The 25,155-nt window shown below is 71.7% G+C and carries 25 protein-coding genes; 15 read left to right on the top strand and 10 right to left on the bottom strand.

The annotated features are described in order from the left end of the window. Nucleotides 1-56: 56 nt before the first annotated feature. Nucleotides 57-1,769, top strand: coding sequence for an aa3-type cytochrome oxidase subunit I (gene ctaD, locus FGF04_RS23540; RefSeq protein WP_188114194.1), 1,713 nt, complete (start codon nt 57-59; stop codon nt 1,767-1,769). A 76-nt stretch (nt 1,770-1,845) separates the two neighbouring features. On the opposite strand, the gene FGF04_RS23535 is transcribed toward ctaD, so the two are convergent. Further along, nucleotides 1,846-2,382: a hypothetical protein gene (locus FGF04_RS23535; RefSeq protein ID WP_149513267.1), complete on the bottom strand. Its 537-nt coding sequence runs from the start codon at nt 2,380-2,382 to the stop codon at nt 1,846-1,848. Between the two features lie 29 nt (nt 2,383-2,411). Then, complete coding sequence (locus FGF04_RS23530; protein WP_149513266.1) at nt 2,412-2,951, bottom strand: DUF1360 domain-containing protein; 540 nt, start codon at nt 2,949-2,951, stop codon at nt 2,412-2,414. Nucleotides 2,952-3,174: 223 nt separating this feature from the next. Here FGF04_RS23530 and FGF04_RS23525 point away from each other — a divergent pair, with 223 nt between their 5' ends. The 4 genes from FGF04_RS23525 to FGF04_RS23510 all read left to right on the top strand — a co-directional run bounded on the left by FGF04_RS23525 (nt 3,175) and on the right by FGF04_RS23510 (nt 6,472). Continuing rightward, nucleotides 3,175-4,374 carry a hypothetical protein gene (locus tag FGF04_RS23525; protein ID WP_149513265.1) on the top strand — a complete coding sequence of 400 codons (1,200 nt, stop codon included), beginning with the start codon at nt 3,175-3,177 and terminating at the stop codon, nt 4,372-4,374. 11 nt (nt 4,375-4,385) lie between these two features. Further along, on the top strand, nt 4,386-4,976 hold the full coding sequence (locus FGF04_RS23520; protein WP_149513264.1) for a hemerythrin domain-containing protein: 591 nt from the start codon (nt 4,386-4,388) through the stop codon (nt 4,974-4,976). A gap of 123 nt (nt 4,977-5,099) precedes the next feature. Beyond that, nucleotides 5,100-5,591 (top strand): DUF2243 domain-containing protein, encoded by a 492-nt coding sequence (locus FGF04_RS23515; protein WP_235882453.1) that lies wholly within the window; start codon nt 5,100-5,102, stop codon nt 5,589-5,591. After that, nucleotides 5,588-6,472, top strand: a complete 885-nt coding sequence (locus tag FGF04_RS23510; protein ID WP_149513263.1) for a cytochrome c oxidase assembly protein — start codon at nt 5,588-5,590, stop codon at nt 6,470-6,472. Before FGF04_RS23515 ends, FGF04_RS23510 begins: the two co-directional genes overlap by 4 nt. Here FGF04_RS23510 and FGF04_RS23505 read toward each other — a convergent pair. Then, nucleotides 6,441-6,893 carry a DUF4383 domain-containing protein gene (locus tag FGF04_RS23505; protein WP_149513262.1) on the bottom strand — a complete coding sequence of 151 codons (453 nt, stop codon included), beginning with the start codon at nt 6,891-6,893 and terminating at the stop codon, nt 6,441-6,443. The two genes, FGF04_RS23510 and FGF04_RS23505, sit on opposite strands and share 32 nt — an antisense overlap. A gap of 178 nt (nt 6,894-7,071) precedes the next feature. On the opposite strand from FGF04_RS23505, the gene FGF04_RS23500 reads away from it, so the two are divergent. Together FGF04_RS23500 and FGF04_RS23495 are read left to right on the top strand one after the other, a co-directional pair. After that, entirely contained in the window at nt 7,072-8,346 is a 1,275-nt protein-coding gene (locus FGF04_RS23500) for a cytochrome P450 (protein WP_188114193.1), read from the top strand. A gap of 210 nt (nt 8,347-8,556) precedes the next feature. Next, entirely contained in the window at nt 8,557-9,375 is an 819-nt protein-coding gene (locus tag FGF04_RS23495; protein WP_149513261.1) for an SAM-dependent methyltransferase, read from the top strand. Nucleotides 9,376-9,421: 46 nt separating this feature from the next. Here the strand turns inward: FGF04_RS23495 and FGF04_RS23490 are convergent, their stop codons facing one another. After that, nucleotides 9,422-10,342, bottom strand: coding sequence for a helix-turn-helix domain-containing protein (locus FGF04_RS23490; protein WP_149513260.1), 921 nt, complete (start codon nt 10,340-10,342; stop codon nt 9,422-9,424). Nucleotides 10,343-10,487: 145 nt separating this feature from the next. Continuing rightward, the gene (locus tag FGF04_RS23485) at nt 10,488-10,715 is read right to left on the bottom strand and encodes a DUF397 domain-containing protein (protein ID WP_149513259.1); all 228 of its coding nucleotides are present in this window, start codon (nt 10,713-10,715) and stop codon (nt 10,488-10,490) included. Between the two features lie 475 nt (nt 10,716-11,190). On the opposite strand from FGF04_RS23485, the gene FGF04_RS23480 reads away from it, so the two are divergent. Beyond that, nucleotides 11,191-11,745, top strand: a complete 555-nt coding sequence (locus tag FGF04_RS23480) for a hypothetical protein (RefSeq protein WP_235882452.1) — start codon at nt 11,191-11,193, stop codon at nt 11,743-11,745. Nucleotides 11,746-11,782: 37 nt separating this feature from the next. On the opposite strand, the gene FGF04_RS23475 is transcribed toward FGF04_RS23480, so the two are convergent. From FGF04_RS23475 to FGF04_RS23465, 3 genes are read right to left on the bottom strand one after another with little or no spacing between them, the layout of a single operon-like run. After that, nucleotides 11,783-12,142, bottom strand: a complete 360-nt coding sequence (locus FGF04_RS23475; protein ID WP_149513258.1) for a DUF6204 family protein — start codon at nt 12,140-12,142, stop codon at nt 11,783-11,785. 9 nt (nt 12,143-12,151) lie between these two features. Beyond that, the gene (locus FGF04_RS23470; RefSeq protein WP_149513257.1) at nt 12,152-12,928 is read right to left on the bottom strand and encodes a type 1 glutamine amidotransferase; all 777 of its coding nucleotides are present in this window, start codon (nt 12,926-12,928) and stop codon (nt 12,152-12,154) included. A gap of 26 nt (nt 12,929-12,954) precedes the next feature. After that, nucleotides 12,955-13,401: an SRPBCC family protein gene (locus tag FGF04_RS23465; protein WP_149513256.1), complete on the bottom strand. Its 447-nt coding sequence runs from the start codon at nt 13,399-13,401 to the stop codon at nt 12,955-12,957. Nucleotides 13,402-13,683: 282 nt separating this feature from the next. Between FGF04_RS23465 and FGF04_RS23460 the strand changes: the two genes are divergently transcribed. The 6 genes from FGF04_RS23460 (at nt 13,684) to FGF04_RS23435 (ending at nt 21,026) form a co-directional block, all read left to right on the top strand. Then, nucleotides 13,684-16,086, top strand: a complete 2,403-nt coding sequence (locus FGF04_RS23460) for an RICIN domain-containing protein (RefSeq protein WP_149513255.1) — start codon at nt 13,684-13,686, stop codon at nt 16,084-16,086. A gap of 438 nt (nt 16,087-16,524) precedes the next feature. After that, on the top strand, nt 16,525-18,270 hold the full coding sequence (locus FGF04_RS23455) for a sensor histidine kinase (RefSeq protein ID WP_149513254.1): 1,746 nt from the start codon (nt 16,525-16,527) through the stop codon (nt 18,268-18,270). Nucleotides 18,271-18,393: 123 nt separating this feature from the next. Next, nucleotides 18,394-18,813: a roadblock/LC7 domain-containing protein gene (locus tag FGF04_RS23450; protein ID WP_149513253.1), complete on the top strand. Its 420-nt coding sequence runs from the start codon at nt 18,394-18,396 to the stop codon at nt 18,811-18,813. Beyond that, nucleotides 18,810-19,166, top strand: coding sequence for a DUF742 domain-containing protein (locus tag FGF04_RS23445; RefSeq protein WP_188114192.1), 357 nt, complete (start codon nt 18,810-18,812; stop codon nt 19,164-19,166). The genes FGF04_RS23450 and FGF04_RS23445 overlap by 4 nt, the downstream gene beginning before the upstream one ends. Beyond that, a complete protein-coding gene (locus FGF04_RS23440) occupies nt 19,147-19,764 on the top strand; it encodes a GTP-binding protein (protein ID WP_149513252.1) in 618 nt (205 codons plus the stop codon). Before FGF04_RS23445 ends, FGF04_RS23440 begins: the two co-directional genes overlap by 20 nt. After that, nucleotides 19,761-21,026 carry a cytochrome P450 gene (locus FGF04_RS23435; RefSeq protein WP_149513251.1) on the top strand — a complete coding sequence of 422 codons (1,266 nt, stop codon included), beginning with the start codon at nt 19,761-19,763 and terminating at the stop codon, nt 21,024-21,026. The genes FGF04_RS23440 and FGF04_RS23435 overlap by 4 nt, the downstream gene beginning before the upstream one ends. 69 nt (nt 21,027-21,095) lie before the next feature. Here the strand turns inward: FGF04_RS23435 and FGF04_RS23430 are convergent, their stop codons facing one another. Together FGF04_RS23430 and FGF04_RS23425 are read right to left on the bottom strand one after the other, a co-directional pair. Continuing rightward, the gene (locus FGF04_RS23430; RefSeq protein WP_149513250.1) at nt 21,096-22,322 is read right to left on the bottom strand and encodes a cytochrome P450; all 1,227 of its coding nucleotides are present in this window, start codon (nt 22,320-22,322) and stop codon (nt 21,096-21,098) included. Between the two features lie 300 nt (nt 22,323-22,622). After that, nucleotides 22,623-23,501, bottom strand: coding sequence for an AraC family transcriptional regulator (locus FGF04_RS23425; protein WP_235882450.1), 879 nt, complete (start codon nt 23,499-23,501; stop codon nt 22,623-22,625). Nucleotides 23,502-23,556: 55 nt separating this feature from the next. Between FGF04_RS23425 and FGF04_RS23420 the strand changes: the two genes are divergently transcribed. Next, a complete protein-coding gene (locus tag FGF04_RS23420) occupies nt 23,557-24,888 on the top strand; it encodes an MFS transporter (protein ID WP_149513249.1) in 1,332 nt (443 codons plus the stop codon). Nucleotides 24,889-25,155: the final 267 nt, after the last annotated feature.

Below are 25,155 nucleotides of genomic sequence, written 5' to 3'. Positions count from 1 at the left end.
ACCCATTGTGCTGCCCGGCTTCGACGGCCAAGTGGTGCTGCCGATTGAGGAAGCTGATGACAACAGAGACAACGCCGGTGACGCTGGTGCCGGTCGAAGGGCGGCGCAGCAAGGGCCGAATGGTCATTTCCTGGCTGACCACCACCGACCACAAGAAGATCGGCCACCTCTACCTGATCACGTCCTTCGGGTTCTTCCTGGTCGGCGGCGTGCTGGCGATGGTGATCAGGGCGGAACTGGCCCGGCCAGGCCTGCAGCTGCTGTCCACCGAGCAGTACAACCAGTCGTTCACGATGCACGGCACGATCATGCTGCTGCTGTTCGCCACCCCGACCTTCGCCGGGTTCGCCAACGCGATCATGCCGTTGCAGATCGGCGCCCCGGACGTCGCCTTCCCGCGGCTGAACATGCTGTCGTACTGGTTCTTCCTCTTCGGCGGCCTGATCGTCCTGTCCAGCTTCCTCACCCCCCAGGGCGCCGCCGACTTCGGCTGGACCGCCTACGCCCCGCTCAGCGGCGGCGAGCGCACCCCCTACGTGGGCGGTGACCTGTGGATCATGGGGCTGGCGCTGGCCGGTTTCGGCACGATCTTCGGCGCGGTCAACTTCATCACCACGATCATCTGCATGCGCGCGCCCGGCATGACCATGTTCCGCATGCCGATCTTCGTGTGGAACGTGCTGCTCACCTCGGTCCTGGTGCTGCTCGCCTTCCCCGTGCTGGCCGCCGCGCTCTTCGCCCTGGAGGCGGACCGCAAGTTCGGCGCGCACATCTTCGACCCGTCGAACGGCGGGCCGCTCCTGTGGCAGCACCTCTTCTGGTTCTTCGGGCACCCCGAGGTCTACATCCTCGCGCTGCCGTTCTTCGGTGTGATCACCGAGATCCTCCCGGTGTTCTCCCGCAAACCGATCTTCGGCTACATGGGACTGGTCGGCGCCACCATCGCCATCACCGGCCTGTCCGTGACGGTCTGGGCGCACCACATGTTCGCCACCGGAGCCGTGCTGCTGCCGTTCTTCGCCTTCATGAGCTATCTGATCGCCGTACCGACGGGCGTGAAGTTCTTCAACTGGATCGGCACCATGTGGAAGGGGTCGATCACCTTCGAGCCGCCGATGCTGTGGGCGGTGGGCTTCCTCGTGACCTTCCTGTTCGGCGGTCTGACGGGGGTTCTCCTCGCGTCACCGCCGCTGGACTTCCACGTCCACGACACCTATTTCGTCGTCGCCCACTTCCACTACGTCCTCTTCGGCACGATCGTGTTCGCCATGTTCGGCGGGTTCAGCTTCTGGTGGCCGAAGATGACCGGCACGATGCTCGACTCGCGCCTGGAGAAGATCCACTTCTGGACCCTCTTCGTCGGCTTCCACACCACCTTCCTCATCCAGCACTGGCTGGGCGCCGAGGGCATGCCGCGCCGGTACGCCGACTACCTGGCCGCCGACGGCTTCACCGCGCTGAACACCGTGTCGTCGATCGGCGCCTTCCTCCTCGGCCTCTCCACGCTCCCCTTCCTCTACAACGTGTGGAAGACGGCCAAGTACGGCAAGAAGATCGAGGTCGACGACCCGTGGGGCTACGGCCGTTCGCTGGAGTGGGCCACGTCCTGCCCGCCGCCGCGCCACAACTTCGTGACCCTGCCGAAGATCCGCTCCGAGTCCCCGGCCTTCGACCTGCACCACCCGGAGCAGGCGATGCTCGACCAGCGGGAGCACACCGGGAAGCGCGACGTCGTGGACGCCGCCGGTCACGAGAGCGACCGGACGTAGCCACCGGCGGTACGCACCGCCGCACGACCGCGCCGCCGGCCGGGACGGATCTCCGTCCCGGCCGGCGGCGTACGGGCTACCGCCCGTAGGCGTCCTCACGCGGCAGGGGGCCCACGCCGGCGCGGCGGCCGGGCCGCAGGGCGGCATGGCGCTGTCCCGGGCCGGGGCCGCCGCGGGCCGCCAGGGCGTCGGCGACGATCCCGGTGGCGAAGGCGTACACGGCCTTGTGCAGGACGTCCACGACCAGTTCCCTGCGGGGCCAGGTGGAGGGCGGGGCGCCCACCCCGGTCGCGTTCTCCAGGATCTGGTCGTTGGTCAGGCGCACGGCGGCGAACTGGGCGGACGCGAGCGGTCCGCGCAGCCCGCTCTGCGCCATGACGGAGCGCAGTACGCCGAGGAGGGCGGCCTGGCCATGGTGCATGGCCCAGTTCACCGGCAGCGGCTGCCGGGTACCGGGACGTTCGGGGAGCCCGGTGAGCCGCTGCAGCACCCGGGCGGGCACATGGGAGTCCGGCCGTCCGGTGACGGCCTGCTCGATCTTCTCGCCGAGGGTCATGACGATCCCTCCGGCCGCTCCGGCGACCAGTCCCTGCCACAGTGCTCGCTTCATCATGCCGCCGCGGGTACCCCCTCCCGCCGTCCTCACCTGGTGGTCCTGTCCACCAGCGCCGACCACGTCAGCTGCAGTGCGTCGGCCCCGGTCAGCGCGGTGAGCGCGCCCATGGCGGTGCGCGTGGCGCGGGGCCAGAGCAGCTGGCCGGCGGTCAGGGTCGAGACCATCCAGACGCCCGTGCAGAACGGGCAGGTCATCAGCTCCCCCACGGTGTCCCTGCCGCCCCCGGTCCGCGCCTCCTCGTGCAGTTCGGCCGGGCCCTGCGGGCCGACGTACCGCGTGAAGGGGGCGCGCAGGGGGCTGGTGACCGCGGCCTTGCTCAGCAGCCGGCTGAGCCGGAAGGCGGACACCGCGGTCAGCGCCAGGTCCGCGGGCGCCGGGCGCTCGGGCAGGCGGCGCCCGCTGAGCCGTACCGCCGTCGCCCAGGCGGCCGTGTAGGCGCCGAAGCCGGCCATGGCCGTCAGATATCCCCCGAGGGGCCGCTCGTGCCCCGCCGAATACGCCTGCTTCGTGCCCCGGAGGAAGCCGTGCAGACGTCCCGCGAGGCCGCTCTCAGCTGCTGTGCCCATGGGTGGTACCCGCTCCCGTCCCGCTGCTGGTGCTCATGGTCGGCCGGGTCCCCACCAGCTCGTACGGCAAACGACGCGCGGGCCGTGATCGCGGCGCGGCGGCCGGACGGCGCGGATCGCAGGGGGCACATACGGCCCGCGTCCATTCGCCCGCTCCCGCGAGGGACTGTTCTCCCCGTCAAGGGGGACTGCGTACTCACCATCGACTGCCCGGAGGCAACGGATGACCTTCAACCCCCTGGAGCAACGCGGCATCCCGCTGGACCGCCAGCTCAGGAACTGGCGTGAACTGGATGTCGCTCCCATCGACCCCGACCACTGCGACCCGTACACCCGCTGCCGCATCATCACGATGAACGGCATCGAGGTCGAGGCGATCATGTTCAGCCACATGCTGGCGCGCAACACGGTCGACCCCGAGGTCAAGCGGCAGCTGGCCCGTACGCGCTACATCGAGGCGCAGCAGCAGAAAGTGGTGAACTGGCTGCTGCCGGGGGTGTCGTCCGTGCTGGAGACGACGATCGCCTACGAGCAGGTGGCCGTGGACCTCACCGCCTGGGTCGCCCGCATGGAGCCGGACCCGTACCTCAAGCAGGCGTACCAGTTCGGCGTCCTGGAGGACTTCGACCACCTGTACCGGTACGCGAACCTGTACGAGATGATCGAGCACCGCAAGGCGGAGTCGGTCGTCGACGGGCTCACCGAGGTCATGCCGGGCCGCCCGACGAAGTTCCACCACCGCAATCCGGTGGACAACGTCCGCGACCCGTACGACAAGACCCGGACGGACCCGCTGTCCAAGCTGCACGCGCTGACGATCATGTCGACGGAGCAGCAGACCATGAACTTCTACATGAACACCGGCCCCACCTACATGGAGCCGATCGCCCGCCAGCTCTACCAGGAGATCGGGCTCATCGAGGAGGAACACGTCACCCACTACGAGTCCCTGGTGGACCCGGGCGAGACGTGGTGGGAGCAGCTCGTCAACCACGAGTACAACGAGTGCTACCTCTACCACTCCTTCATGGAGCAGGAGAGCGACCCCCGGATCAAGGCGATCTGGGAGCTGCACCTGAACATGGAGCTGGAGCACCTGCACATCGCCTGCGACCTGATGCGCAAGCACGACGGACGCGACCCGGAGTCGGTCCTGGCGCCGGCGCTGCCCAACGTCCTGACCTTCGAACCGAACAAGGCCTACCTGCGGGAACTGCTCGACACGCAGATCGATCTGACGACGCTCGGCGCCGGGTACGTGCGGGATGCGCACGAGCGGTTCGAGAAGATGCAGGAGGGCATCCACGGCGGCGAGGCGGCGCCCAGCGAGCGGGTGATGACGCAGCACGACGAGATGTTCGGGCGCGAGTACCGCATCGAGACCGAGGGCGAGCACCCCGACCCCGCCCTGCGCGGCAAGTGAGGAGGCCGGTCATGACCGAGCTGCAGACCCCGCAGGCCGGCGACGACGCCGCTCCGGACACCGACGTGGTGGCCCTGCTCATGCGCCAGCACGGTGACATCCGCAACCTCTTCGACGAGGTGGAGGCCGCCGAGGGTGACGCCCGGCAGGAGGCCTTCCGCCGCCTGGTACGGCTCCTCGCCGTCCACGAGACGGCGGAGGAGGAGGTGGTGCACCCGTTCGTGCGCCGGAACGTCACCGGCGGGGAGCAGGTCGTGGACGACCGTCTCGCCGAGGAGCGGTCGGCGAAGGAGACGCTGAGCGCCCTGGACGACATGGACACGAACGACCCGAAGTTCATGGCGCACCTGCTGGCGCTGCGCGCCGACGTCCAGGAGCACGCCCGGGCGGAGGAGCGCTACGAGTTCACCCACCTGAGGCGCAGCGCCGACGCCGCGGGGCTCGCCTTGCTGGCCAAGGGCGTCAAGGCCGCCGAGGCCATGGCGCCCACCCGGCCGCACCCCGGCGTGGAGTCCGCGGCGGCGAACATGGCGCTCGGACCGGTCGCGGCCCTGATGGACCGCACCCGCGACGCGGTGCGCAGGGCCACCGGCCGCGACTGAGCACGTCCGCCCGCATCCGTCGGCGTCCGGTGCCCGGGAAGGGGCGCGGGCGCCGACAGGTGCGTCCGGACGGCGGAGGAGAGACATGACAGGAGGAGGCACGTCCATGGAAAGGGCACGTTCATGAGGTCGTCGGACAGGGCGGTGGTCACGCCGCCCGCTCCCCGCGAACCCCGCAGGTCGATGGCCGCGTGCGCGGTGATCGGGGTCGCCGTGATGGCCGCGGTCGATGTGATCGTCTTCCACCAGATCCTGCACTGGCACCACTTCTACGACCGCTCGACCACCGGCGCGGGCCTGCTCTCGGACGGGCTGCTGCACACCGCCGAGCTGCTGATGCTCGTCGCCGGCTTCTTCCTGTACGCCGATCTGCGCCGCCGTGGCACCCTGTCGCCCCCGCACGCCCGGGCGGGTCTCTTCCTGGGCCTGGGGGCCTTCCAGCTGTTCGACGGGATCGTGGACCACAAGCTGCTGCGCCTGCACCAGGTCCGCTACGGCGTGGACGTCACCCCCTACGACTGGGCGTGGAACGTCGCGGCCCTGCTCCTGCTGCTGATCGGAGTGGTCCTGGCGGTCCGCGCGGCCCGTGGCACCGCTGCCGGCCCGGCGGCATGACGCCCGCGCACATCCACCCCGGCGGCGTCCCGGACCCCTCCCCGGCCGCATGGTGGATCGCCGCGGCGGCGCTGTCGGCCACCGTCCCCTACCTGCTGGCCGCCGGGCGGCTGCGGCGCCGCGGGGACGCCTGGCCCCGGTGGCGGGACGGGACGTTCACGGCCGGCGCGGCCGCGGTGGCCTGGGCCGCCGTGGGCAGGCTGCCGGGAGAGCCGTTCACCGCGCACATGCTCCAGCACCTCGCCGTCGGCATGGTGGCCCCGCTGCTCCTCGTCCTGGCCCGCCCGCTCACCCTCACCCTGCGGGCCCTGCGACCGGGCACCGCGCGCCGGGGCCTGCTGGTCCTCGCGCACTCCCGTCCGGCCGGCCTGCTGCTCCGCCCGCCGGTCGCGGCCCTGGTCGACGCGGGCGGCATGTGGCTGCTCTACCGCACCGGGCTCTTCGCGTCCGCGCAACGGCAACCCGTGGTGCACGCCCTGGTGCACGCGCACCTGCTGGCGGCCGGGCTGCTGTTCACCTTCGCCGTGTGCCAGCTGGACCCCGTACGCCGGCGGTGGGGCCTGGGCGTACGGGGTGCGGTCCTGCTGGCGGTCGGCGCCGCGCACGGCGTACTGGCCAGGACCCTGTACGCGGTCCCCCCGCCCGGTACCGCGTTCGCCGCGGCCGATCTGCGGGCGGGGGCCCAGTGGATGTACTACGGCGGCGACCTGGTGGAGGTGGCCCTGGCCGTGGTCCTGGGGGCCGGCTGGTACGCCGCACGCGGACGTGCCCGCCCCCGCCGCATCGCGGCAGGGGCGGGCACGCTGTGTCCGGCGGGAGTGCGGRCCGGGAGTCCCGGACCGCACGGGGTCACCTGTCGACGGCGGTGCGGGAACGGGTGAGGAGCGCGCCCAGGGCGATCATGCCGATGCCCAGGAAGAAGTGCAGCCAGTCGTCGGCCGTGTTCAGCGGCACGAAGTTGGCTCCGCTGTGGTGGCCGACGAACAGGCCGTACAGCCACAGCACCAGATAGACGGCACCGCCCGCGAGGAGGTACGTACGGGCCCCGGAGGCGGTCCGGGCCAGCGCGATGCCCGCCACGCCGAAGGCCAGGTGTACGAGGTTGTGCAGGACGGATATCTGGAAGATCCCGAGCAGTTCGGCGCCCGATTCGTGCGAGGCGAACTTCATCGTGTCGTAGTCGGTGGTGATCCCCGGGATGAATCCCAGGATGCCCACCAGCAGGAAGACCGCTCCCACCGCCAGTGCCGCCTTCTGGACTGGGGTACGCGTGGTGTTCGCGTTGCGCGTGTGTGTGGTCATCGCCGCTCGGCCCTTCGTCGGGGGCGCAGGAGTGAGCGCCCGTGCGCCGCGAGTACCCATGCCCCTTCCGGCAATCCTGTCGGCGCGAAGAACCTCGTACGGCATGTCACGGGGCGGGTCACGCGAGGGGCGCGCGGGGCCGCGTTTCCCGTTCGGGGTCGACGGGCACTCGGCGCGCATGACCGACAGCACGCGCCCTCCGATCGTCGACAGTTCCGCCGCCCTCCTCGCCAAGGGGTACACCTGGCTGCCCGACCGGTGGCGCCGTACCGACGCTCCGGTGGTGCGCGCCCGGCTGATGGGGCGGCAGGCCGTGGCCCTGCGGGGCCCGGACGCCGTGCGGTTCTTCTACGACGAACGGCACGTGGAGCGCCGGTCCGCCCTGCCGGAGCCGGTGCTGAGCACCCTGTTCGGCCACGGGGCCGTGCACACACTGGACGGGCACGCCCACCGCGTGCGCAAGGAGATGTTCCTGTCCCTGCTCACCGGACCGCAGGCCGTGGCCTCCCTGGTGGAGTGCGTCACCGCCGCGTGGGATGAGGCCGTGGCCTCCTGGCCGGGCCGGCCGTCGGTCGTCCTCTTCGACGAGGCGAGCCGGATCCTGACCCGCGGCGTCTGCCGGTGGGCGGGCGTCCCCCTCCTCGACGCCGACGAGGTCGCCCGGGACCTGGTCGCCATGGTGGACGGATTCGCCACGGCCGGGCCGCGCCACTGGCGCGCCCGCCGCGCGCGGAACCGCTGCGAGGCGTGGCTGGGTCACCTCGTCGAGGACGTCCGGGCGGGGATCGCCACCGCGCCGGCCGGCTCGGCGCTGGACGCGGTCGTGCGGCACCGGGACGCGGACGGCGAGTTCCTCGATCCGCGTACGGCCGCCGTCGAGCTCCTCAACGTCATCCGCCCGACCGTCGCGGTGTGCTGGTTCGTCACGTACGCGGGCCACGCCCTGCACCACCGGCCGGAGGTGCGGGAACGCCTGCGCGAGGGCGACCCCGCCCACGCCGTCGCGTTCGCCCACGAGCTGCGGCGCTTCTACCCGTTCGCCCCCTTCCTCGGCGGACTCGCCGTCACCGACCTGCGCTGGCGGGGCGAACTGATCCCGGCCGGAACCCTGGTCCTGCTCGACCTGTTTGGGCAGAACCACGACCCCGCGCTCTGGGACGAGCCGTACACCTTCGATCCCCGCCGCTTCGTCGACCGGCCGCCGCCGCGCGACGAACTGATCCCGCAGGGCGGCGGCGATCCGGCGGCCGGCCACCGCTGCCCCGGCGAGGACGTCACGGTCGCGCTCCTGTGGGCCCTCGGCCCACGGCTGGCGCGCCTGGAGTACGACGTGCCGGACCAGGACCTGCGGATCCCGCTGAACCGGATGCCGGCCCGGGTGCGCAGCGGCTTCGTCCTGGGGAAGGTCCGCGTACCGGTGGCGGAACGCGGACTCCAGACGGTCTCGTCCTGAGCGTGTGCGCCGCTCCCCCCGGGGCGCTCCCCCCGGGGGCGCTCCTCCCGTGGTCACGCCCCCGGTCACGCCGTCCCCGTCACGGCGGGGACGGCGTTGTCGTTCATCCGAACGGCTGGTTTCGCCGCGGACTGGCAGTCGCAAACGTCAACTCCCTAAGATGTAGTCCTTGTTAAGCCTGCAGTTGGCGCCGTTCGAGCTGGGGGAACCATGAACACCGACAGGCCACTGTCCAAGAACATCGACGCCACCGTGCCGACAGCAGCGCGCATGTACGACCACTACCTGGGCGGCAAGGACAACTACGCGGCGGACCGCGCGGCCTGCGAGGAGCTCGACAAGGTCGTCCCGAGCACCCGCCGGCTGGCGCTCAACAACCGCAGCTTCCTGCGGCGGGTCGTCAGGACGCTGGCGACGGAGTACGGGATCCGGCAGTTCCTGGACCACGGGTCCGGTCTCCCCACGCAGAACAACGTGCACCAGGTCGCCCAGGCCATCAACCCCGACAGCCGGGTGATCTACGCCGACAACGACCCGATGGTCCTCGTGCACGGCCGGGCCCTGCTGGACCAGAACGACCGCACCGCGGTCATCCACGCGGACCTGCGGAGCACCGAGGAGATATTCACCCATCCCGACACCCAGCGGCTGATCGACTTCTCCGAGCCGGTCGCCGTGCTGTTCAACTCGGTCTTCCACTGCATCCCCGACAGCGAGACCGACGGACCGCAGGCCGTCGTCCGGCGCGTGGCCGAACGGCTCGCGCCCGGCAGCTTCATGGTGATCTGCCAGCTGGTCAGCGAGGACGCCGAGGTCCGTGAGTTCGTCACGAACTTCATGGACCAGGCGACGCAGGGCCACTGGGGACGCGTACGGCAGGAGAAGGACGTCGCCGCGCTGTTCGACGGCATGGAGATCATCGAGCCGGGGCTGGTGGAGGTCTCCACCTGGCGGCCCGACAACGAGGTGCAGACGCGGCAGCTCACGCAGGAGTGGATCGAGTTCGGCGGCCTGGGCCGCCTCCCCTAGGGACCGGTTCCCGACCGGTTCCCGGGTTCCCGGAGGACGAGCGGCGCTACCCGGCCGGGTAGCGCTGCTCCATCGTGCTGTGCAGCAGGTCCAGGGTCTGGCGCGGCTCAAGGGCTTCGTCGGCCAGCCGGTCGAGCGTGAGCCGGTACTCCTCGGTCTCGTCGCGGTCCTCGAGGAAGTGGGCGCTTCTGATGTGTTCGAGGTAGACGACGTCGGGCAGGTCGAGGCCGCCGAACCGCAGGTAGGTGATAGGGATGGCGGGCGCCGACGCGTTCGTCACGTCGAGGGGCACGACCTGCAGGACCACGTTGGGGCGCTGCGCCCTGTCGATCAGGTGGGCGAGCTGCTCGCGCATGGCGGCCTTGCTGCCCAGCACGCGCAGCAGGACGGACTCGTCGACGATCGCCCACAGCTGCGGCGCGTCCGCCCGGTCCAGCAACTGGGCGCGCCTCATACGCAGTTCGACGCGGCGGTGCACCTCGGCGGCCGGTGCGTTCGGCAGGCCCCGCTCCACCACGGCGCGGGTGTAGGCGGCCGTCTGCAGCAGGCCGGGGACGTACTGGATCTCGAAGGTCCGGATGGCGGCGGCCGCTTCCTGCAGGCCCACCAGGCGCTCGAACCACTCGGGCATGAGCCGCTTGTCGTAACGCTGCCACCAGCCCGGTTCGTTGGCGCGGTGCAGCAGCTTGAGCAGCACCGAGCCCTCGTAGGGATCGGTGCCGTACAGCTGGAGCAGGGCGCGTACGTCGGTCTCGCTCGGGGGCCTGCGCCCCTTGCCGGACTCGATGCGCGAGAGCTTGGCGCCGCTGAACCCCAGCGAGCGCGCGGCCTGGTCCTGCGCGAGGCCGGCGTCCTCGCGGAATCCCGCGAGCTGGACGCCGACCAGCATCTTCAGCAGAGTCGGCGCCGGCTCGGGACGGTCGAGATAGGATTCGAGCCGTGCGACGCGGGGCGACTCGGCGACCATCTTCGACTCCCCCGCGGTGCGGCACAAGGACGCAAACAGTATCGCATTGGACGACGCGATCCCGCATCCCCGTTGTGTTACCGGGGAGTTGGACCCGGCGTCCGCGGCTGCCGCGTCCCCGGCCCGCGCGCCCGGACCACGCGCCTCACAGCAGGTGGTCGAACTCCCCGTCCTTGGCGCCCGCCAGGAACGCCGCGAGCTCCGCGGACGTGTAGACGAGGGCGGGCCCCTCGGGGTAGCGGGAGTTGCGCACGGCTATGCCCCCGTCGATCCGGGCGACCTCCACACAGTTCCCCTCGGCGGTGCTGTGCCGGCTCTTGGTCCAGCTGACGTCCAGCGAACTCGCCTGAATCCCGTTCTCCACCTGCGGCACTGAAGTCTCCTTGCTGTTCCCGTACATGTCACCCGTCGGACCCGGGTGCTCTGGGTGCGCGGTGGCGGTGTCTCGGCCACCCCGTCCTCTTCGGCCAAACTTCACGCAATTTCCCGTGCAATTGCATGAGTCCGGTCTCAGTGTGGATAATAACTGCAGCGCCGACAACCCCAGCCAGGGCATCGCGTCCTGACGTCACATCAGGGAGACGACGTGTTGTCACCTGCGCGTTCAGAGCTTCGATCACCGCGGACGACTGCGTCGCGGACGGGCGGCCGGGACGGATCCACCGGCTCACCGTCGTACGCGTTCCCCGCGCTCCCTGTGCTCCACCGGACCGCCGCACCGCACACCGGACCCGCGCACGAGGACGGGGGCGGGGGCGGACCGGGCCCGTAGGAGAGGGGACGACCGCCCGGGCGACCGGGGCGGCCCGCTCCCCCATCCATCCGACCTGCCGGAAAGGCCTCACATCATGCACAGCGTTCCGCCGGACCAGTCGAGGACCGGGCAGTGGGGGCCTTCGCAGGCCCGGACGACGGTGCCGGCGAGCACGCCGCTCACCGGCATGGGCCGTGTCCCCTGGAGCCGGCTGCGGGACTCCACGGGTTCCGCGACCGCCATTCCCCTGCTCCTGTCCAGTGTGGCCTGGGGTGACGCGGGGACGGCGGCGGCCGCGCTCAAGGACCTGCGGGAGCGCATCTGCCAGTACGGCTTCGTCGTGGAGCAGGCGACCGCCGCCACGGTCCCCTTCCTCTGGGAGCTCGCGCAGGCGCCGCAGGTGACCTGCCGGCCGCAGATCCTGCTGCTGCTGAAGAACATCGCCGACGCCCGGCAGTGGGAGAGCATCGCGGGCGCCTATCCGAAGCTGCTCAACCACCGGGAGAACCCGGCCGCGTGGGAGCGCGCGGCCCGGGACGCGGTCCACTCCCATCAGGAAGCGCTCGACGTGCTGATGTCGGAGGACGACACCGAGATCACGCACGCCACGACGGAACTCGCGCGCACGCTCGGCAGACAGCCCTGCTGAACCGGCCCGGACGCACCCGGGCCGGCCGCCGCTCCTCTCAGGCGTGCCTGCGGGCCGCCTCGCGCCGCTGCCGTTTGCCCAGCGGGGCCTGCGAGAGGTCCTCCGCGGTGGACCTGAGGTTCCGGTAGCCGTATCCGCGTTCGGTCAGCCAGAGCCTCGCCGCCTCCTCGGCGCGCCCGGTCGCCTCCAGGATGTCCTCCTCCTCTTCGCCCGTTTCCACGAAGCGGAAGGTGAAGGCGGACCGTGCGGCGATGTCGTAACTGAGGTGCCCCTCGGGCGTGAAGGCCGCACGCAGCACGTCGTGCGCGGGGGCGTCGGCGAGCAGCGCGGCCCGCTGGTCGTCGTCGAGCCCGTGGAAGACGCCGCGAACGGTGATGCGGAAGGTACGAGTGCTCATCGGGCGACCTTAACCAGGCGGCCGCGCGCCGTTCCACGCGTTTTCGGGCCCGGCCGCGACACCCGTACGGGAGCCGGCGTGTTCCCGGGCCACCGCGGCGAAGGCGGCGACGAGCGCGCGAGCCGCTGCGGCCGACGCGGGCTCGGCGGCCAGGGCGCGCTCCCGCAGCCCGGCCAGGTCGAGGCCCTCGCCGGCGAGGGCGGCCTCGTCCCAGCGGAGCAGCCGGTCGGCGTCCGCCTCGGGGTGGAACTGGACGCCCCAGGCGCACCGGCCCAGCCGGAACGCCTGGACGGGACACGCCTCGTTCGCGGCCAGGTGGACGGCGCCGGGCGGCAGTCGGGTGATCTGGTCCCGGTGGTTCTGGATGACGGGGAAGCGGCGGGGCAGCCACCGGAACAGGGGATCGGTGGCTGCCTCGGCCCGCAGCGCGACCGTGCAGCTGCCGCGCTCGGGTTCGCCGTGGGCGCCCCGGACCGTCCCGCCCGCCGCCAGGGCGAGCACCTGGGCACCCAGGCAGATGCCCAGCAGCGGTACGCCGTCCGCCACCGCCCGCCGGGCGAGAGCCCGTTGGGCCGGCAGCCAGGGGGCGCGGGCGTCGTCGTCCGGCAGGAACCCGCCGCCGAGCAGGAGGACCGCCGCCCATCCGTCGGGGCGGTCGGGCGCCCGGGCCCCGTCGACCTCGACCAGCGTGATCCCCTCGTCGGCGAACCAGGACGGCAGTCTGCCGGCCCCGCTGCGCGCCGCGTTGCGCACCGCGAGGACGCGCACCTCCGTACCGGACGCCATGGGCGCACCTCTCTTTCAGGCCTCCATCATGACGCCTCCACGGCCTTCTTGATCCGCTGCCCGAAGGCGGGGGCGTCCTTGCGCGCCGCGCCGCCCGCCAGGGGCAGCAGCAGTTTGCCGAGGCCGTGGCCCTCCAGCCGGTTGTGGATGCGGACGCGGGTTCCGCCGCCCGGGGCCGGTTCGAGGTCGTACCCGCCCTCGGCCGCGGTGACCAGGTTCCGGGAGCGCTCGGCCCAGCGGATCCGGCTGGGGGTGACGAGTTCGGTGATCTCGAACTCCCGCCGCGTCGTCATGCCCGCGTCCTTGACGGTGCTGCGGAAGACCGTGCCGACGGCCGTCGGTCCCTGCGGCTCCTTGTCGATGCGCTGCACCCGCGGACTGAACTTCGGGTCGTTCGTGCCGTCCGCGAGGAAGGCGAAGACCTCGTCGATCGGGCGGTCGATGTCGACCGTGGCCTCGAACTGGGTACCCATGGGCTCTCCCGGGATGTCGGTGGCCGGTGGCGGAGGATTCGGCACTGCGGACACATGGTGCCGGGCCCGGCACCGCGGGGACAACGGGCATGTCCTCGCCATCTCGTCCGGCCGATCCCCTGGACAGGCGCCGTACGCCGTGCTGTGATGCCGCAAGCCGCCTTTCCAACGTTGTACAGCTTCTGTTCCGCCGCCTCTGTTCCGCCGCGCCACGGCCGACGTCGGATCCTCTTACGGCAGTCGCCGGTGGCCACTTCCTCCCCCACGACAGGAAGCAGTGACATGCCGATCGACAGACGCAATCTGCTGCGCACCAGCGGTCTCGTGCTGGCCGCGGGTGCCGGTACCTCCCTGGTCGACGCAGGACCGGCCGCCGCCGCGCCGCGGGCCGCCGCCCTCCAGGTGACCGACGACGCCTTCCGCCGGCTGAGGCCGGGCAGCATCGTCCCGCGCGGCTGGCTGGCCGGTCAGCTGCGGCTGCAGCTGGACGGGCTGTGCGGCCGCCTCACCGAGAAGTCCCACTTCCTGGACTTCGCCACCAGCGGATGGGTCCGTCCGGAGAACAACGCCTGGGAGGAACTGCCGTACTGGCTGCGCGGTTACGTGCCGCTGGCCGTCGCCACCCGCGACGCCGGCGCACTGGACCGGGCGCGGCGCTGGATCGACGCGGTCCTCGCCACCCAGCAGGACGACGGCTTCTTCGGACCGCGCGCCCTGCGCACCGCGCTCAACGGCGGCCCGGACTTCTGGCCCTTCCTCCCGCTCCTGCAGGCGCTGCGCAGCTTCGAGGAGTTCACCGGCGACACACGGGTCGTGCCCTTCCTCACCCGCTTCCTGCGCTACATGAACACCCAGGGCAAGGGCGCCTTCGACACCAGCTGGGTGTCGCAGCGGTGGGGCGACTGCATGGACGTGGCCCTGTGGCTGTACCGGCGCTCGCCGGAGCCCTTCCTCCTCGAACTGGTCGACAAGATGCACGCCTGGGGAGCCGACTGGACCGGCGCGCTGCCGAACCGGCACAACGTCAACATCGCGCAGGGCTTCCGCGAGCCGGCCCAGTACGCCCAGCGCTCCGGCTCGGCGGAGCACACCCGCGCCAGCTACCGCACGTACACCGAACTCCTGGACCGGCACGGCCAGTTCGCCGGGGGCGGCTTCGCGGGCGACGAGAACATCCGGCCCGGTTTCGACGACCCGCGGCAGGGGTTCGAGACCTGCGGCATCGTCGAGTTCATGGCCAGCCACGAGCTGCTCACCCGGATCACCGGGGACCCGCTGTGGGCCGACCGGTGCGAGGAGCTGGCCTTCAACCTGCTGCCGGCCTCCCTCGACCCCGAGGGCCGGGCCGTGCACTACGTGACCAGCGCCAACAGCGTGGACCTGGACAACTCCCGCAAGACACAGGGACAGTTCCAGAACGGCTTCGCCATGCAGTCCTTCCAGCCCGGCATCGACCAGTACCGCTGCTGCCCGCACAACTACGGCATGGGATGGCCCTACTTCGCCGAGGAACTGTGGCTCGGCACACCGGACGGCGGGCTCGCCGCGGCGATGTACGCGGCCTGCCGGGTCACCACCGAGGTGGCCGGGGGCACGACGGTCACCGTCACCGAGGACACCGACTACCCGTTCGGCGAGACGGTCGAACTCACCGTCTCCACACCGCGCGCCGTCCGCTTCCCGTTGCTGCTGCGGATACCCGGCTGGTGCGCGGCGCCCCGGCTCCAGGTCAACGGGAAGAGCGTGGCCGCGCAGGCCGGACCGGCTTTCGTCCGCGTGGAACGGGTGTGGGCCGACGGCGACCGCGTGTCGCTGCGCCTGCCCCAGCGCACGGCCGTCCGCACCTGGTCCGGGAACAGGAACTCGGTCGAGGTCAGTCACGGCCCGCTGAGCTACGCGCTGCGCATCGGCGAGCGGTACGTCCGCTACGCCGGTGACGCGGTCTTCCCCGAGTACGAGGTGCACGCCACGAGCGCCTGGAACTACGGGCTCGTGCCCGGCGGGGCCCTGGAGGTGCACCGGACCGCGGGGCCGGTCGCCGCCAACCCGTTCACTCATACGGGGACGCCGGTCTCGATCACGGCGGAGGCGCGGCGCCTGCCGGAGTGGATCGCCGACGACGAGCACGTCGTCGCGCCGCTGCAGCAGAGCCCGGCCCGGTCCACGGGTGCGGTGGAGCGGGTCACCCTCGTCCCCATGGGCGCGGCGCGGCTGCGCATCGCCTCGTTCCCGACGGCCTCCCCCGACGGCACGCCCTGGGAGCCCGAGCCGCCGTACCGGCGGATCCGCAACAAGCACAGCGGCAAGGTGCTCGCCGTGGACGGCATGTCGACGGACAACAGCGCCCATGTCGTGCAGTTCGACGACTCGGGCACGGGGGACCACGCCTGGCAGGTGCTGGACCGGGGCGAGGGGTGGTCCCTGATCCGCAACGGCCACAGCGGGAAGGTCCTGGGGGTCGACGGGATGTCCACCCAGAACAGCGCGCACGTGGTCCAGTTCGAGGACAACGGCACCGACGACCACCTGTGGCAGTTCGTGGACCGGGGGGACGGCTGGTTCCTGATCCGCAACAGGCACAGCGGGAAGGTCCTGGGCGTGGACGGCATGTCCACCCAGAACAGCGCCCATGTCGTGCAGTTCGAGGACAACGGCACCGACGACCACCTGTGGCGGTTCCGCTGAGCCGACGCGGCGTCCTCACACCGGGCGAACGAAGTCATCACCGTTTCTGCGAAAATACTTTCGGATGCGCAGGATCAACTGCCGAAATCTCAGCCGCACTTGGCGTTACTTGGCTGAAAATGCACCCTGCGCGTCCGAGGTGTCGAACGCCCGAACACAGGCGAGGACGGCAAAGCACATGAAAGCGCCGACCCCTCCGTGCCGTGATTCCGTCGGCTTCAACTCAGTTCATCTACCACACACCGACGACGTGGAAGTCATTTCCCGACGAAGTGAAGTCGGTCGGGGGATGTGCCCTTCGGTGGGACCCGTGTGCCTGGTGCGGTGACTAGCATGAGCGGCGTGCTTGATCGGGAAGACGGTCTTCCGCCTTCCAGGTTCTCGGCGATGTTTCAGTCGTGGACGTACCCCTGCTCACACGGACCGAGGGACCGCGGAATGTCAGTGCCTGCTCGCCCCCGCCAGCGCCGATCCGCGCGGAAGACGGGTTCCTCCCCGGTCGTGTTCCCCGCCCTCCTGGTCGTCACGGCCGCGGGGGCCGGAGCGGCCGTCGGTCTCGCCCCCGAAGGAGCCCGCCCGTGGGTGGCGGGCACCGCGGTCGCCGCCTGGCTCTGCGTCGCGGCCGTCGTCGGCTACACCTCCGCCCGGCTGCGCCGGATCGAGCGCCAGGCCCGGTCGGCCGGCGGCGAGCTGGAGATGACCAAGAGCAACTGGGCCCAGCACGGCGCCGAGACGGACCAGCTGGTCAACGTGACCCTGCCGTCGATAGCCAAGCAGCTCAACAAGGGCGCCGAGGCCGAGCAGGTGCTCGCCGGGCTGCCGACCCCCTCCGACCCGTACCTGCGCCGGATGCTGCACGTCTTCACCACCGAGGTCGCCGCGGCGGTGCGGCGGACCGCCGACGCGCAGGCCGACCTCGACCTGATGCGGCGCGAGGTGGACCGGGGCACGGCGGAACTGCGGCGCCTGACCGACGACACCCTGCCGGCCGCGGTGGCCCTGCTCCGCGAGGGCAGCTCCGCCGACACGGTCCTCGCCAAGCTCGACTGGCCGACCGTGCCGCTGCTGCGCGCCCCCGCTGAATCGTTCGTCCGTGAACTCGCCTACGCCGAGCGCCGTTCCGCGGCCGCCCAGGCCGCCTCCGCGAAGGCGCTCAGCCGGGTCCAGGCCAAGACGGTCAGCATGCTCGCCGACCTCCGCGACATGCAGGACCGGCACTCCGGCGAGATCTTCGGCGATCTGCTGCGCCTGGACCACAGCACCTCCCAGCTGGGCCTCATGACCGACCGGCTCGCCCTGCTGATGGGCGGCCGCTCCAGCCGCGTCTGGAACAAGCCGATCGTCATGGAGAGCATCCTGCGCGGCTCCGTCGGCCGGATCGCCGCCTACCGGCGCGTACGGCTGCACAACTCCAGCAAGGCCTCCATCGCGGGCTTCGCGGCCGAGGGCGTCATGCACCTGCTGGCCGAGCTCATGGACAACGCGGCCAACTTCTCGCCGCCGATCGACGAGGTCCACGTCTACGTGGAGGAGCGCAGCGCCGGGCTCGTCGTCACCATCGAGGACAGCGGCCTGAAGATGTCCGACGCGTCCATGCGCCGGGCGGAGGAGGCCGTGTCGGGCAGGCTCACCGACCTCGCCTCGCTGCAGGGCACCCGGCTCGGGCTGAGCGTGGTGGGGCGGCTCGCCGCCAAGCACGGCATCAGCGTCAACTACCGTCCCTCCTCGCGCGGCGGCACCGGCGTCGTCGTCCTGCTGCCCCCGCAGGTCGTGGCGCAGCAGCGCGAGCCGATCGCCGCCGAGCGGCCGCAGCGCGCCGCGCAGGTACCGGCGGCAGCGCCGGCCCCCGCGGTCGAGGAGGCGCTCCCGGTACGGCCCGAGGCGGTCGAGCCCCCGCAGGAGGCGCCCGTCGCGGACGTCCCCCGCAGGCGCGGTCCGGCCACCCCGGGCGGACTGCCGGTCCGTGCCCCCGGCCGCACCATGGCCGAGGCCGAGCAGGGACGCGCCGACCGGAAGGCCTCAGAGCCGCCCCGTACGCCGCCCGCCGACGGAGCCGGTCCGGCCCGCGACGCCGGAAGCCGMTTCGGCGCCTTCCACCGGGGCCGCCAGGCCGGCGGGACCCCCGGCCCCGCCGCTCCCGACGACGGTCCCGGACACGGGACCGGGTCCGGGGCGGGCCACTAGGAACCGGCCCTCCGCACAGCTCAGGGCGCCACGCGCCCACCCCCGCACTGTTTCGCCGCACCCCGTTGGATTGGAGGAACGGGCCGGGTGACCGCCGACCGGTCGTGACCCGTCCCGCCCGTCATGGAGACCACTGACAACAGCCTCACCTGGCTCTTGATGAACCTCTTGGAGCGCACGCCGGGCACCCGCCACGCACTCGTCCTGTCACGGGACGGGCTGAAGCTGTGCTGGACGGAGCACCTGACGCTCGACCAGGCCGACCAGCTGGCGGCGATCTGCTCGGGCATCCAGGCCCTCGCGCAGGGCGCGTCCGTGGAGTTCGGCGACGGAACCGGCGGCGTCCGGCACTCCATGACCGAGTTCCACGGCGGCCTCCTGTTCATCGTGGAGGCCGGTCAGGGCGCGCACCTCGCGGTCGTCGCCGAAGAGGCCGCCGACCCGGGGGTCGTCGGTCACCAGATGACCGAGCTGGTGGAGCAGATCGGTGAGCACCTGCGGGCCGAGCCCCGCACGCCCGCGGCCAGGGGTGCCTCGGCGTGAGCCGCAAACCCGTGGACATCGGCGATCCCGACCGGCTCTACACGGTCACGGGTGGACGCAGCGAGGCCGACGACGCGTTCGACCTGGTGACGCTGATCGTCAGTGAGTGCGAGCCCAGCGCGGGGATGCAGTCCGAGCACACCCGGATCCTGGAGATGTGCCGGCACCCCACGGCGCTGGTGGAGATCTCGGCCGAGCTCAAGCTGCCCATCACCGTCGTACGGATCCTCCTCGGCGACCTCCATGCCATGGGCAAGGTGAGCGCCCGTCACCCCCGCGCGGCCGAGTCCGTCGCGTCCCTCCCCGAAACCGCCCTGCTCCAGGAGGTCCTCCATGGGCTCCGCAACCTCTGAGCTGCCCGCCCAGCGCACCCCGCTGGCCGACGCCGCCGAGACCGGCCTGAAAATAGTCGTCGTGGGCGGCTTCGGCGTCGGCAAGACCACCCTGGTCCGCTCGGTCAGCGAGATCCGGCCGCTCAACACCGAAGAGGTGATGACGCAGGCCGGGCAGGGCGTCGACGAGACGGCGGGGGTCGAGCGGAAGACCACGACGACCGTCGCGTTCGACTTCGGGCGCATCAGCCTCAACCAGCGGATGGTGCTCTACCTGTTCGGCGCACCGGGCCAGGAGCGCTTCTGGTTCCTGTGGGACCGGCTGTTCTCCGGGACCCTGGGCGCGATCGTCCTCGTCGACACCCGTCGCATGGAGGACTCCTGGTACGCGATCGACCGGCTCGAACACCACAAGACGCCGTTCGTGGTGGCGGTCAACCGCTTCGACGACGACGAACGCCCGTACTCGCTCGACGAGATACGACAGGCACTCGCCCTCGGTGAGCACGTGCCCATGGTCGACTGCGACGCCCGGGTGCGGTCCTCGGGCAAAGAGGTCCTGATCACGCTCGTGGACCACCTCTACGCAATGGCACTGGCCCAGGAGGGGACATCGTGAGCGAGTCCACCGGCTCCCCGTCCGCGAGCACCCCGCCACCGGGCTGCCCCGCGCACGCCTCCGCCGTACAGCTGGGCGGACTTGAGTACCAGCAGACGCCGTCGCAGCTGTACCGCACCCTGCGCCGGGAGCACGGGGCGGTGGCCCCGGTCCTGCTCGACGGCGACATCCCCGCCTGGCTCGTCCTCGGCTACCCCGAGGTCAGCTACGTGACCAGCCACGACGAGCTGTTCGCGCGGGACTCCCGGCGCTGGAACCAGTGGCCGAACATCCCCGAGGACTGGCCGCTGCTGCCCTTCGTCGGCTACCAGCCGTCCGTGCTGTTCACCGAGGGCGCGGAGCACCAGCGCCGGGCCGGCGTCATCACGCAGGCGCTGGAGGGGGTCGACCAGTTCGAGCTGGCCCGTGAGTGCCAGTCGATCGCCGATCAGCTGATCGACTCGTTCGCCGGCAGCGGCCAGACCGAGCTGATGAGCTCGTACGCGCACGCGCTGCCGGCCCGTTCGGTGCTGTGGATGTGCGGGATGCCGCAGGGCAGCGCCGACACCGAGCAGCTCGTCGACGACCTGCGGATCTCGCTCGACGCCGGTGAGGGCGACGACCCGGTGGCGGCGTACATGCGCGTCGGGGAGCGCATCATGCAGCTGGTGAAGGAGAAGCGGGACCGTCCCGGGCCCGACGTCACCTCCCGGATGTTGCAGGACCCGGCGGGGCTCAGCGACGAGGAGATCGTGCAGGACCTGATCTCCGTCATCGCGGCGGCCCAGCAGCCGACCGCCAACTGGATCTGCAACACGCTGCGGCTGCTGCTGACCGACGAGCGCTTCGCAGTCAACGTCTCCGGCGGCCGGGTCAGCGTCGGCGACGCGCTCAACGAGGTGCTGTGGCTGGACACGCCGACGCAGAATTTCATCGGCCGCTGGGCCGTGCGCGACACCCAGCTCGGCGGACGGCTCATCCGCGAGGGCGACTGCCTCGTCCTCGGTCTCGCGGCGGCCAACACCGACCCGCAGATCTGGCCCGAGTCGCACGTCGGCGCCGAGAACTCCGCGCACCTGTCGTTCAGCAACGGCGAGCACCGCTGCCCGTATCCGGCTCCGCTGCTCGCCGACGTGATGGCGCGCACGGCGGTGGAGACGCTCATGGAGCGGCTGCCCGACCTGGTGCTGGGTGTCGAGCCGGACGAACTGACCTGGCGTCCGTCCATCTGGATGCGCGGACTCGCGTCCCTGCCGGTGCAGTTCACCCCGGCGGTGCACTGAGGCACCGCCGACGGGTGCGTCCCAGGGGGTTGCCGGCGGMGCCGGCGACCCCCTTCCCACGTCCCGCGCTCAGCCGGCGGCCGGGGTGAAGCGCACCGGCAGCGACTGCGGGCCGCGGGTGAACACGCCCTGTTCGACGGGGTCGAAGCCGTCGGCCAGACGCAGGTCGGGCATGGCGTCGAGCAGCTGGTTCAGCCCGATCTCGACCTCCGCCTTGGCGAGCAGCGCGCCGACGCAGAAGTGCCGCCCCAGTGCGAAGGCCAGGTGGTCGGCGGCGGCCGAGAACGCGGACGTCGTGCTGAGGTCGGTCCGGAATATGTCGAAGCGGTCGGGGTCGGCGTAGCGGCGCTCGTCCCGGTTGGCGGCCCCGATGAGGCACGTCACGGTGGCGCCCTTCGGGATGGTGCCGCCGGAGACCTCGACGTCGACGGCCGACTGCCGCATGATCATGTGGACCGGCGGGGMGAAGCGCAGCGTCTCGGCGAAGGCCGCGGCGATCAGTCCGCGGTCCTCGCGGACGGCGGCCAGCTGCTCGGGGTGCAGGAGCAGGTTGGCGAGGATGCTGGCGATCGCCTTGTCCGTGGTCTCCCCGCCCGCGGCGAGCAGCAGGCTGCAGAACGCCTTGATGTCCTCGTCGCTCATCCGGACGCCGTCGACCTCGGCGGCGCAGAGCGTGGACAGCAGGTCGTCGCCCAGGTGGTCGCGCCGGTCGCGGATGATCGGGATCATGTACTCGGCGAACTCGACGCGGGTGCGCTCGCCCGCGGCGGTCACCTCGGGGTCGCCGGAGAGGTTGCCCAGGAAGGCGATGACGGCCGTGTACCAGCCGTGGAAGCGGGCGTGGTCGGCCTTGTCCAGGCCCAGCATGTCCGCGATGACGTTGACCGGGAACCGGGTGGCGTAGTCGCTGACGATGTCGGCGGAGCCGGTGTGCCGGAAGGCGTCGATGAGCGCGCGGGAGTTGCGCTCGATGACCGGCAGGAACTTCTCCTGCAGGTCGCTGCCGCGGAAGGCGGGGGCGACGAGGGCGCGGCGCACCGCGTGCTCCCGGCCGCTGAGCTGGAGGATCGTCTTGCCGTGGACCGGCTCCAGCTGCCAGTCGTAGTTGTCGGTCGTGAACTCCGACTTCTTGTCCTTGAAGACGCGTTCGACGTCGTCGTAGCGGGAGATGATGTAGCTCTGGGTCGCCTCGTGCCAGATCAGGGGGTTTTTCTCTCGCATCGCCGCGTATGCGGGGTAGGGATCCGCGGCGAATTCGGGCGAGAGGATGTCGGGCACCTGCTGGGCAGTGGACACGGAACTCCTCTTGATAGACGCGTGCCGTCGAGGAACAGGTTAATGATCTTCTGATGGCTCAAACAGTCCAGTCCTGGCCGAAGTTGAACACCTGACCACCGTGTGACGAGCCTGCCTCCCGATCCCGCGATCCGCTACGGGCAGCCCGGAAATCCGATGCTTTTCGGCCGTTCTGCCGGAATCCGGCGTCTCTTTCGCCGCCAGGGCGACGGCGGCCCGTCCCGGATCGCGCCACGGCCGCCCGGGCCGGCGGACAGTTCCGGCCATGACGCACACGACACGTGTCAGGGCTGGCGCCGCTCACCCCGCGTCCGAGCGGGTGACGGCCGGCGGGCGGGGGCCGACACGATAGGTCCCCGGCGTCTGTCCCATCGTGCGGCTGAAGGTGTCGATGAAGGCACTGGTCGTGGCCCAGCCGCAGCGCCGCCCCGCCTCGCTGACGTTCGCCCCTTCCGCCAGCAGCAGCATGGCGTGGAAGACCCGGACATGGGTGCGCCACTGCGGGTAGGTCATGCCGAACTCGGCCCTGAACAGACGGGTCAGGGTGCGCTCGCTGACGCCGATGCGCCGGACCAGCCAGGCCGCGCTGCGGGGCTGTCGCAGGTCCTCGGTCACCAGTGCACAGGCCTGCCGCACCAAGGGGTCGGTGGCCGTGGGCAGCATCAGCGGCGCGGCGAGCGCGCGGCGCAGCCGGTCCCGCAGGACGGCACGCAGACGACGTGCCTCCGGTTCGGGCAGGGACGGTTCGCTGCACGCGATGATCAGCTCCCGCACCAGGGCGTCCACGGCCATGACGACCGGCGTCCGGGACCTGAGCGGGGCGTCGTGGACGGCGAACCCGAGAGTGTGCACCGAGCTGTGTCCGTGCACCCGGTGCTCGTGCCAGGTGCCCGCCGGAATCCACATGGCGCGGGCGCTGGACGCCACCCAGGACGCCTCGCCCGTCTGCACCGCCAGCACACCGGCGCTGACATAGAGGAGCTGGTGGTAGGCGTGCCGGTGGCGGCCGATGACCTCACCGGCGAGATGGGCGTGGCTGCTGTCCCTGGGCCGTGCGGCCTCGTCCTGCGCCCGGTCGTCCTGCGCCCGCTCGTCCTCCGGCAGGTCGTCCGCCACCTGGCCGGCCTCCGCCCGGCCGTTCCGCGCCTGGTCGTTCCGCGCCTGGCTGTTCTGCGACATACGACGGCAGAATAACGGAAGCGGCACACCCGGCGGTCCTGCCAGCGTGAGGGCCATGTCCACGACGCCGCACACCCCGAGACCGTCCGACCGCCCGTCCGCCTCCCCTCCCCCGCCGGAGCCCGGGACGGCCTCCGGCCTGCGCGGCATCGCACTCGACACCCGCCCCCTGGCCCACCCCGTCTTCCGGCGCCTGCTGATCGGGCAGGGCGCGGCGTACGTGGGCACCATGGTCACGGCGGTCACCATCCCGGTGCAGGMGTACGCGCTGTCGCACTCGTCCCTGGCGGTCGGGCTGACGGGCCTGGCCGGGCTCGTACCGCTCGTGGTCCTCGGTCTGTACGGAGGGGCCGTCGCCGACCGGTGCGACCGCCGCGTGCTGTACCTGGCGTCGGCGTGCGTCACCTGGGCGACCACGCTGGCACTGCTGTTCCAGGCGGTCGCCGACCTGCGCTCGGTCCCGCTCGTCCTGGCCCTGGTGGCGGTCCAGGCCGGTGCGTTCGCCATGTCGTCCGCCGCCCGCGGGGCGATCGTCCCCCGCGTCGTCCCCACCCACCTGGTGCCCGCCGCGAACACGCTGTACTTCACCGCGAGCAACGTCGGACAGGTCGCCGGTCCCCTCGTGGCGGGCGCCCTGATCGCCCTGCCGAACGGCTACTGCTGGGCCTACGGCGCGGACGCCCTGCTCTTCTCCCTCCTGCTGTACTCGGCCTTCCGCCTGCCGCCGATCCGGCCGGCCGGCACGGTGGCCCGGGCCGGCGGGCTGCGCCCGGTCCTGGACGGGCTGCGCTTCATCGCGCGGGCTCCCGTGCTCTGGATGTCCTTCGCGGTCGACATCGCGGCGATGGCCCTGGCCCTGCCCACCGCACTGTTCCCGGAGGCCGCGCAGGTGCGCTTCGGCGGCGGAACGGGCCTGTTGTACTCGTCCGTCGCCATCGGCTCCGTCGCCGCGGGACTGTTCAGCGGATGGATCGGCCGCGTACGCCGCCAGGGCCGGGCGCTGGCCCTGGCGGTCGTCGCGTGGGCGGCGGCCGTCGCGCTCGCGGGCACCGTCCACGGTCTCCCGGCCGCCGCGCTGCTGCTGGCCGCGGCCGGTGCCGCGGACCTGGTCAGCGCGGTCTACCGCGAGACCATCCTGCAGACCTACGCGCCCGACGCCCTGCGCGGCCGTCTGCAGGGCGTCTTCACCGTCGTCGTCGCGGGCGGCCCGCGCCTCGGCGATCTGCGCGCCGGGTCGATGGCCTCCGCGACCGGTCTCGGCCTCGCCTGGACCGGCAGTGCGCTCCTGTGCGTCGCCGTCGTGCTCGCGGGGTCGCTGCTGGTCCGGCCGTTCTGGTGCTACGCCGTCACCCCGGCGCCCGGCGCCGGCGGACCCCGGCAGCCCTAGGGCGTTCGCGTCACCGGTCGCCTCACCGGTGCGGCCGACGACTGTTCAAGGGGCGATGGGGGAAAGTCTTCTACCCAACTGCCTTCCGGGACCGTCCTGTTGCTCCGTTCACGTGTCGCGGTTCACCGATCCCCCCATCCGTTCCCGGACCCCGCCGTCGAAGGAGCACACGATGCAGGAACGGCCCGAAGACGACCCGGCCGGGCGTGAGCCGCAGCCCGGACCGCAGGCCACTGTCCCACCCGGTTCCACGGCACCGCCGGTGCC

It is taken from the genome of Streptomyces apricus (assembly GCF_008369065.1).
GTDB lineage: Bacteria > Actinomycetota > Actinomycetes > Streptomycetales > Streptomycetaceae > Streptomyces > Streptomyces apricus.
This window is presented reverse-complemented; position numbering and strand designations above follow the sequence as displayed.